Raw genomic sequence first — 10,600 nt, forward strand, 5'->3', positions numbered from 1 at the left:
TCGCCATTACAAACAAGAGTGGAGCGCATACACTCCAAACACCAATGAAAATGGAGCACAAGCACTCCACTCCCTATGCATCCTCATTGACCCGGTTGGTCTGTCCAATGTGAAAAGACCCAAAGCGATCTCGGTGGTTTGGCGGCTGCCTTACTCAACGGTGACTACTCATCGCTTGATTAGCTCACTTCTACCAATCCGCTTGAGAGCCAGAGCGCCCAGGCAGGATCAGCTACCTTGTTTTGAGATTGAAAAAAAGACACGATCCGAAAATCGCCCCTTGAGGCAGCTCAGTCGTTCACAAAAAGGAATTATGTGTGGCGCTTGTCCAATGGATCTCAGATTTTCTATCCAGGCGTAGACTGCAAGAGCCAGATGGCCGTCCCCTTTTTGCCTATAAGACCTCCTCAGAAGAGTTCGAGGCTCTGCGCCGGCTTTTGCAGGATCTTCCTGGAGGGCAGCAATTAACTTCCAGTTACCCTCAGGCTTGGCTACTGTTTGCCGCCGAGTGGTGGAAGCGGGAATATTCAGGTGGCGCATGGCGCTGGGCTCCGCTGTGCGAGGCGGCAGGCCAGCGGGGCATGTCACATGAGAAGACTCGCAAGCTGGTCATCGAAGGGCGTCGCCAATGGCGCCTGCAAACCGCCATCAAGAATGAAGGCAAACGCTTCATCGGCCTAGTAGCGGTGAATGGCGGCCTGCCTATGCGCTTGGTCGAGTCGGCGCAGGGCGGACTCTCCGGCCTACTGCGCATGGTCACCTTACAGGCGGTGGACTACGACCTGCGCGATGAGCAACTGCGTCAGGCTATTGAAGCCCAGGCTACTCTTTTGCCTGCATGCTATCAGCAGGCACCGGTCTATGAGCTACTGGATAACCTGATCAAGGCAGTGCTGCATATCCGCAGGACCTATGCCCTGAACGGTGCCCAAGATCCGATCGCGAAGCTGCAGGAAGAATGCCCTCAGTGGGAAGAGCTCTTTCCCATCGCGCTCGACAGTCAGGCCGCAGCCAGTCTCATTAAGGGCCTGGTCCGTGTCACAGTCAACATCACCCCCCAGTCCAGACGCCCCCCTTTCCAGATTCAACGTGGCCTGCGCTTCAGCTCAGATGGCTCCATGCCCGTCTACGAGCTGTCCTTTGCAATGCAGGCACAAGCCAAGCGAGATCAAGTTGCCGAATCACTGGGCTTGGCTGCTGATCGGCTGCCGCCGCACTTCCAACTGCTGCTACGCATCGGGGAGCGGGAGCACCTAGTCGGCGAAGCATTGCTAAGGGATGACGAGTATCAGCTTATCGCCAGACCGCTGCCCTCCATTCAAACTGTGCACGAATCTGCGCAGCTGATAGTCAGTCGCTGGGGCGCCACTTTGCACATCGCCAACCTGCCCGGCGGCGAAGCGTTAAGCCACGACGAACCGCTGATCTTCGAAAATACTTATCCCTTTGCTCGTCTGATTGCGCAGGGTGATGCACTGGTGAAGGGGCTGTCCGCACTGGCGGTCATGCCGGCAAGAACCATCGTATTGGCCGAGGAAGGCGAGACTCGTGAACTTCACGACTGCCTTGCTGATGGGCAGATGCTGATAGAGCTTCCGGCCGGCAAAACAAGGCTTGCTTATCGCGGACAAGCGTTCACTGTCACCATCAGCGCCAGTGCTACGCAGCGCCCGGAAGCCTACTGGCAAGGTAATAGCCTAGAGGCGCTTTCTGTGCCGGGCCTGCTGTTCCGCGGTACGCCACGCCTTCGAGTCGATCAGGATCCGGGGCATTCCAGTTACGCGCCGTCCCATGAGCTTTTTGTTCGCAGCAACTCCAAGGAGCTACCACTCGGTGAGGCGCAGACGCCAGGACTATGCCGTCTGATCTGGCGCAAGGATGGCCAGCGCTTGCTGAGTACCCGCGCCGTACTCCTCCCGGAGGGAGCTTCCATTACCTATGTTCCAGCGGCAAGCACCCTGGAAGGGACCATTCGGCTCGATAAATGGCCCGACCTACCAGTCCGTTGCGAGAACGAAGAGATCGCGCTGGACAGCCGACATGATGGGACAACCCTAGTCCTCAGGCTGAAAAGCACGGGCGATCGGCCTGCTACTTCGGTTCCGCTCTGCCTGCAATGGCCCGACGGCGAGCATAGGCTCACGCTACCGTTCCCCGGTTATGGCGTCACGCTGCAGCGCAACAATCTACCTCTCAGGCCCAATCAGGCCCTGACCATCGATGAGTTGATCGGTTGTCGTGCCCTTTTAATGTCGGCAGAGGGCGCAGAGCATTGGCAGGTTCGCCTGACGTCTGTTGGACCCGATGCTCGCTCCACCCTGTCTCAGGAAATTCGCTACACGGGAATTCGAGAGATACGGCTGTTCGAGCTGATCCCGGCGATCCAACAGATGCTTTCCTGCCACCCGGGACTAGATCATGCTGTGCAGTTGGAGCTAGAACATACCCATCAGACACTTGCTCGCCTTCAAGTCGGCCGCTACTCGACACGCATCCGCCCTCACAGCCAGAGACAGATGGTGTCATTGAGTGATGGAGGCCGAGACCTCATTCTCGAGCAGCCCCAAGCGGAGGGCCTGATGCTAGCTCTACCGCTGGCCGAGCCTGACCATGAGCCGGTCAGCCTACCATTGCATTTCTCCGAGCAGGTATTCACAGGCAACTGGCTGATCAGCCTGCCGACAGATGCGACTGGACCCTGGTTGATCTACACCTCAGACGGATCACCACTGCATTGCCGCCCGACAGTTGTTCCACCGACCATGATTGGCCTGCCGAAGCCATTGACTCCTCTGCGTCAGGCGCTCTGCGAGTCCGATGGCGAGGTGCGCATAAGCATGCTTAGAGCCGCTCTGCGCTCCATGGCTGCTGACCCGCAAGATAAGGACTGGCAAACGCTGGAACTTCTACTTGAGCGACTGCACCACTTGCCACCGGCCAGCCTGGATATTTGCCAGGCACTGATACGTGAGCCGCAAGCGCTCACCATGACCACACTGCTCCTAGACGGCTTCTCCAGTCGCATGGCTGAACGCTTGCCCTCAGAGCTGCCCTTCGAGTGGATGCTCATCGCTCCAGACCACTGGTTCGAAACCTTCGCGATACTTCGTCAGCAGTTTGCCGCTAGCGACGACAGACTATTGTCGATCATCCGCCACGACATCCAGAGCAAGAGTCAGTACCTATCTCGCTGGCAACCTGCACTGCGCTTCATTTTCGAACAGGGCTTCCACCGCTACTTCGATCTCCAAAGCCAGGATGTGGGGTTCTTCCTGAAAAACCCGACGGTGCTGACCGAAATCTGGTTAGACAGGCTGTTTGAAGGGGGAGAGAAATCTGCCATGCAGCGGATGTTCCAACGCAACCCTGCTGAAACCCATCAATACCCTGGCGCCGGGAATACAAATATCGGGGCATTCCTGAAAACTACGCATGGCCAATTACTACTCCGCTGCAGCAAGCTTCCTGCCAACGACTTCAAGTTGGCCGTGGTAATGCTGCCCTTCATGGCGGCCTTCGACGCCCACGCCGGCCATGGCAGACAGTGGCAAGCCGATCCGGCACGCCTGCTCAGCCTCAGAAATGCTCGCCTATTCGATACCGTCTGGTTTGATTCTGCCTATGAACTCGGTCTGGCCATGGCGCAAGCCGACTCTATGCACAAGTGAGTCCTATGCTCTATAAAAAGAATTATTTCTCCGCCCTAACCACGAACCTGAGCACCCGCAGCGAACGTGCTGCGCAGGGCCTGCTCAGCCTTGGCAGCCCCCACCTGCGCCAGTTCCTGCATGATCAGTTGATCGCCTCACCGGGCACCCCAGGAGCCTGGCTTGCAGATCCAGTTTTCGAACCGACCTTCGGTTGGGAAGAAAGCAATGAAACCATGGGATCTCTGTCCGGCGGCAATCTATTGCACCCGCGTCTTGCTGAAGCCATGGCATCCCCGCCCAAGGATCTTGCCCAAGAATATACCTTCCCCTACACCCGGCATCCATTCACTCACCAGTTGGCGGCTTGGAAAACATTAAATAGCCAGAAGCCGCAATCACTGGTGGTTACCAGTGGCACCGGATCAGGAAAGACCGAATGTTTCCTGGTACCGGTTCTCAACCATTTGGCGAAGGAGATCGATACAGGGGAAGATCTGGAGGGGGTTCGTGCCCTGTTCATCTATCCACTGAATGCCCTGATCAACTCACAGCAAAATCGTCTAGACGCCTGGACCGATGGCTTTGGCGGGCAGATTCGCCACTGTCTGTACACAGGCGCACTGGAGAATGAGCGAAAGGCTTCCGATCAGCAGTATAAGGGCCAGGTGATCGACCGTAAGAGCCTGCGAGAGCGGCCGCCACAGCTACTCGTAACCAATGCGACCATGCTCGAGTACATGCTCATTCGTAAAGACGATGAGTCTATCCTGCAAAAGTCGGCCGGAAAGCTACGCTGGATCATTCTTGACGAGGCTCATACCCATATCGGTTCTCAAGCAGCTGAGATGGCTCTGTTGCTGCGACGCGTGATGCTGGCATTTCAAGTTAAGCCTCAGGATGTCCGCTTCGTTGCGACTTCAGCTACCTTCGGCTCGGATATGCAAACCATCGAGAGCCTACGCAAGTTCCTCGCCGATATCGGCGGAGTGGCTCCGGAGCAGGTGCATGTCGTGCAGGGCCACCGGGATATTCCAGCGTTGCTGGACGCCAAGCCAGAGATCTCTCAGGACACGCCCGAATCCATAGAGGCCATCGAGGGAGAACAAGAGCAATCTGCGCTGCGCTACCGGCGCCTGGAGGCCAGCCCGACTGCTCGGAGGTTGCGCTCCCTGTTCATTCCTGATGGACAAGTAAAACCGCAAAGCCTGCAGGGTCTCACGAAAGCATCCGGTCTCACGGCAGCACAAATTCTGGCCTGGCTGGATCTGATGTCCGGCACCAAAAGTGCCGACGGGCTGTCCTACCTACCGTTACGAGCGCACCTCTTCCACAATGTAATCCCGGCAATCCGCGCCTGCGTGGATCGAAACTGCGCTTATAAGGCTGGCACAGCGCTGGATCACGCGGAGTGGCCCTTCGGCATGGTGTATCTGGAGGAGCGAACCCATTGCCGCTGCAATGCCCCACTAATGCCGCTAGTCTCCTGTGAGGAGTGCAATGAGAGCTTCTTGCAGGCAAAACCTACAAGCAGCGGAAGATTGATCGATCAGTCGCAACAACAGGTCGACGAATTTTCTCTAGATGAAGACTCTGTGGATGCGGAAGACCAAGTCGATAACGACAGTGAATCACTGAGCCAGATCCTGATTACCAACCGCCCCGTGACGCACGGCCGCTCTGAGTTCCTTGATCGCACTAGCCAGAAACTGATGTTCGATGGTCCCAAGGAAGACTACATCGAACTGCAGGTTTTCCAGAGCCACAAAAATGAGTGCCCATGCTGTGGCGCCACAATCCAAGGTCGCAGCCTGCTGCGACCGGCCCGCATCGGCACGCCCTTCACCTTGAGTACGGTTATTGGGACCCTATTGGAATTTTGCCCTCCAGACCCGATGCCGTCCGGCAAGCCTTTCCAGGGCCGCAAGCTGATTTCCTTCACCGACAGCCGCCAAGGCACGGCACGCATTGCGGTCAAGCTACAGCAGGACTCTGAGCGGAACAGAATTCGCGGGTTGATTTATCAGCGCCTTCTACAGGCCCAACCCGCTGCGGCCATGTCAGAGGAGGAACTACAGGACTTCCATGATCTGCAGGCACGTGCAGCCTCACAAACGCTTGACCGCTATGCGCAGAAATATCTGGAGCAACTGCAGGAGAAGCAAGCTGAGACGGCCAAGGGCACCGAAATCCGCTGGACCGATATGGTCAACCATCTGGCCAGCACCCCGGATCTGCAACTGGGCATTCTGGACTACTACCACGGCCTCGCCCCCAAAACTTTTGGCAAGCAAGACAGTATCGCCTTGGCCAAAATGCTGCTCGCCCGTGAGTTCTTCCGCAGACCCAAACGCGCCAACAGTCTGGAAACCCTAGGACTGGTACAGGTGTGCTATCCCAAGCTGACCAACATCACCACCAAACCCATGGCCTGGCCTGCGCACCTGGATGTCGAATCCTGGCGCACCTACCTGAAAGTACTGCTGGATTTCTTCGTCCGCCAAAACGCCATCCTGAATATCGATAAACAATGGCAATCACTGATCGGCATTCGTATCAGCCCCAAGTGGGTGGTAGCTCCGGTTTCTGATGGCAAGCCTGACAGGCTGCCTGGTCGTTACGCACGTTGGCCCACGGTAAATACCGTCAGCAGCGCCCAATCACGGGCTATCCTGCTGCTCTGCAAGGCGTTCAACTGGTCAACCGCGGCTCATCAGGATCAAATAGACTCGATCCTACGTGACGCTTGGCAAGCACTCACCCAGCAGGCAAAGCTGCTGATTTCCTCGGGTGATGGCTATCAGCTCGACCTCAATGATCTGAGCTTCCGGCTGCCCACTGAAGTCTATCTCTGCCCGGTATCGCGGCGCTTCATCGACACTCCGTTCGAGCAGCTAAGCCCGTATACGCCACGTACCGACCGCGCGATGGTCGTCAAAGTGACACCCTACACCCTGCCGCGTCCCCCAGAAGACCTCCTGCATCTGCCGGGTGATGACGGCCTGTTGGCGACTCGTGACTGGCTCAACACCCAGCCGGAAATCCAGCAGCTGCGCCAGGAGTCTCTCTGGTCTGACGTCATGGATCTGGTTATCGAGGGCGGCAACTACTTCCATGCGGCCGAGCACTCGGCCCAACAACCGAAGCACAAACTGGACACCTACGAAAGCATGTTCAAGGCAGGCAAGCTGAACCTGCTGAGCTGTTCGACCACCATGGAAATGGGGGTGGATATCGGCGGCATCAGCGTAGTGGCCATGAACAACGTCCCCCCGCACCCGGCCAACTACCTCCAACGCGCGGGACGAGCTGGTCGTCGTCGTGAAGGACGATCCCTAGCGCTAGCCGTTTGTAAGAACACCCCGCACGATCAGAGTGTGTTCAATAACCCCCTCTGGCCCTTCAGCACGCCCATGCGCATGCCCAAGGTTTCCCTGCAAAGCCCTGAGCTGGTACAGCGTCATATCAACGCCTGGCTGCTCTCGCACTGGCTGAAACACGTTGTTGCCGCCCAGGAAATCAAGTCGATGACGGCAGGCGCATTCTTCCTCGACGGCGAAATGCCTATGTCGCTGGCCAAGCGTTTCTGCCTGTGGTGCAACAATCAGGCAAGCGAAGCCGAGCCACAGGTAGTACAAGCCATCAAGGACATTACTCGACGCAGTATTCTCGACTCCGCGCCGCAGCCTGAACTGCTGAAGCGCGCCAGCAGCAGTCTCACTGAGATCATGCAGGCATGGCGGCAAGAGCATGAGGCAAGCCATTCTCAACTGTTGCAAATTGCCGACAAGAAAGCCGTCGCGTCCCGCGCCATGGAGGCCCAACTCAGCCGTATCGAGAAGGAGTATCTGCTCAGCGAGCTGGCTGACCGGCGATTCCTACCTGGCTATGGTTTCCCAACCGATATCGTCAGTTTCGATAACCGCTGCATGCAGACCTTGAAGCTGGAGGAAGTCGATAAGCGCGAGGACAACCGCGCACGATATCGCTCGCTGGCTTCCCGCGATCGCGTCACCGGCCTGCGCGAGTATGCACCTGGCGCCGAACTAGTCATGGACGGACTGGTGTACAAGTCCTCCGGCATTACGCTGAACTGGCATGCACCCGCCTCCGCCGAAGGCATCAAGGAACTACAACTCTTCAAGAAGGCTTGGCGCTGCGGGCATTGCGGCGCCAGCGACACGGCCATCAACCCCGGACTGGAGATCAACTGCCAGGACTGCGGCGCTCCGATCGAGCGGGACGAGATTCGCGAATACTTGGTGCCAGCAGGCTTTGCTGTGGACTTCTTCGATGAGCCGCATAACGATATCAGCCGCCTGCAGTATGTACCGGTCAAAGCTCCGTGGCTGAATGTGCCCTCCAGCTGGGTCTGCCTGGCCAACCCGGCACTCGGCCAGTTCCGCTCCAGCCAGCAGGCCCACCTGTTCCACTACACGTCGGGGGCCAATCAGCAGGGCTTCGCCATCTGTCTAGAGTGCGGCAAGGCTGAGCCCATGCTCAGCCACCCCGATACATCCGCCCCTGCCAATGAGCAGTATCTACCGGCCATTTTCCGCCAGAAGGCACAGCACAGACGTCTGCGCGGCGGCAAGAACGACGACGGGGGAAACATCTGCCCCGGCAGCCAGAACAGTTGGAAGATCAAGCAGGGCATCCACCTCGGCCATGACAGCCTGACCGATGCGCTGGAGTTGGTACTGCGTACCCCCTCCAATGGTGAACTGCTGAACGATGACATCACCGGCTATTCGATTGCCGTGGCGCTGCGGGAAGCAATAGCCGCCGAACTGGGCGTGCAGACCGAAGAGCTAGGCTGCGATTGCCACCCGATTAGGGTCGAAGGCTCTCCAACCCGAGCCATCAGGATTTTCGACCTACGCAGTGGCGGCTATACCTCTCAGGCGGCAGAACGGCTGAATGACTCCAGCCTGTGGCAGCGGGTCATCACGCGCCTGGACAGCTGCAACTGCTCCCATGCCTGCCAGCGCTGCCTGCTCAGCTTTGATACCCGCTTTGAGGCTGATCGCCTCAATCGCCACGCTGCACTGGAGTGGATCAACCAGACCTGGCTTACCGGCTTAGAGTTGCCCCCTGAGCTAGCAGTCTTGGGTTCACAAAGTCAGGCGGAAATTACCACCCTGCTGGAAGCGGTCGAACGAGCGATTACCCAAGATGACAACGCGAAGACCGTTACGGTCTACCTCGCGGCTCCCGCCGAAGACTGGGATCTTGCCGTCGCCCGCCGCCTGCGGCATCAACTACAGAACTGGGAAGACGCCGGACACCAAGTGCAACTGCATCTGCTGGAAAGCACCTTCGCCGCTCTGCCTTCCGACCAGAGGGAATGGCTCGCAAAACTGTCCTTCAACGGGATTCAGATCTGCTTGCACAAGGCCATGCCAGATCTCGGAGTGCTGGCGCTGAACATCACCGTACATGGGGCGCGAAGCAACTTCGCCTGGGCCAGCGACAATGCGAACCTGGCCGCACCTGGCCGCACCTGGGATCTGGCGGCAGCCGGGGTGCGGATCATTCGGGGCGTACCCCCCACCCTGAAACCTGAGCGCGTACTGGATACCAGCGATTTGTTGCCGCCTGCACCCCAGGGCTTGGTTAAGGTCGAGATCGGTAATCATCTGGATGGTTCGCTCGACGGCTTTGCTCGTCGGCTCTGGGAGCACCTAAGGCAGGAGGCCGGAAGCCTTGTGGCTGATGCCATCACAGGCCAAGATCCGATCATCGAGTTGGTCTACAGCGACCGCTATGTATGCAGCCCGCTGGTCGTGAATCTGCTTGTCAATATGATCCATGAGATCGGAGCGCATAGCGATGAAGGCTTTGCCATTAGGATTCAGGGGCGTAAGTACCAGAAGGATGACAACCGCTCACCTTGGCAGTGTCGGCACGATTGGCGCACATCTCAAGAGCGCGATCACGCGATCCGTCAGGCGTTGGAGTATTGTGGCCTGGAAGCCGATGTCCTCAGCCTTCCGGCTTTGCCGCACTACCGCCAGTTGCAACTGCAGTTGCGCTCTGGCAAACAATTGACCATCCAGTTTGATCAGGGGCTTTCGTATTGGGAGGCCGAGCGTAGTGCAAAGCCTTATCTGCTCAGGTTCGATTTCTCATCACCTCAGCTTGGAGAAAAAATCATGACGCGCATCCAGTGCAGAGTATTGGCGGCCAGTGATGAAAACACCCAGATATTCATTTCATCCACAGGATGCTCTAACGGCTAGAGTGCTCAAGGTATGAGCGTAAGAGTGAAAACTCTGGAGTCTCCGCAGGGTTAACTCTGCCCAGCAGAAGGCTGGGCAGGGCCGGCTGCGAAAGCAGCATGATCACTCGTGGATGTAGGCCCAGCGACCCAGCAGAGTTTTCGACTCGACCTGCTCATAGTTCTGCCTTGGCAGGTAAACGAGCCGGTCCCAGTTCAAACCACTCCCCGCCTTGAACAGCAGAGCCCATTGATTGCCATAGAAGCCTTTAAGAGCCGCCTCGCCCGTGACCATCTCAAGTGGCGGCAGCCCCGCCGGTATCGTCTCGACAAAGGCAGGCACCAGTTGCTCCAGGCGCTCAGGCGGCGCCCCCGTAGTCTCAATGTAGTGTTCTATCGCACGGACCAGCACCGCAGCACGCTCGCCGGCCCGCTCATAGGCGTGCATTCTCATGGCTGTGCCCAACTGCAAACCGACAAGTCCGCCCAGAAGCACACCCAGCACGATGGCTGGGAAATACCTCCACTTGCGGCTCACCAGCATAACCAGCAGCGCAACAAGCACATGGATGGCGGAATAAACCACCACGAAAAACACAACAATCTCTAGGCTGGTACGCCCCCACGGCGCGTAACCCAACAGTGGAAGCGCCCCAACGATCAGGCTTGGAGCGGCCGCAAGGGGTGCTGCCTTGCAAAAGCCGGACTGCAGAATTTTCTTTCGCAATTATTT

The 10,600-nt window shown here is 57.8% G+C and carries 3 protein-coding genes; 2 read left to right on the forward strand and 1 reads right to left on the reverse strand.

The window, feature by feature from the left end; translation table 11 throughout:
* The first annotated feature begins 317 nt into the window (after positions 1–317).
* Both SBP02_RS18415 and SBP02_RS18420 read left to right on the forward strand, forming a co-directional pair.
* Positions 318–3,668: an STY4851/ECs_5259 family protein gene (locus SBP02_RS18415; protein ID WP_318643843.1), complete on the forward strand. Its 3,351-nt coding sequence runs from the start codon at positions 318–320 to the stop codon at positions 3,666–3,668.
* A 5-nt stretch (positions 3,669–3,673) separates the two neighbouring features.
* The gene (locus SBP02_RS18420; protein ID WP_318643844.1) at positions 3,674–9,889 is read left to right on the forward strand and encodes a DEAD/DEAH box helicase; all 6,216 of its coding nucleotides are present in this window, start codon (positions 3,674–3,676) and stop codon (positions 9,887–9,889) included.
* Positions 9,890–9,991: 102 nt separating this feature from the next.
* Here the strand turns inward: SBP02_RS18420 and SBP02_RS18425 are convergent, their stop codons facing one another.
* Positions 9,992–10,465, reverse strand: coding sequence for a hypothetical protein (locus tag SBP02_RS18425; RefSeq protein WP_318643845.1), 474 nt, complete (start codon positions 10,463–10,465; stop codon positions 9,992–9,994).
* Positions 10,466–10,600 lie beyond the last annotated feature (135 nt).

It is taken from the genome of Pseudomonas benzenivorans, assembly GCF_033547155.1.
Lineage (GTDB): Bacteria > Pseudomonadota > Gammaproteobacteria > Pseudomonadales > Pseudomonadaceae > Aquipseudomonas > Aquipseudomonas benzenivorans_B.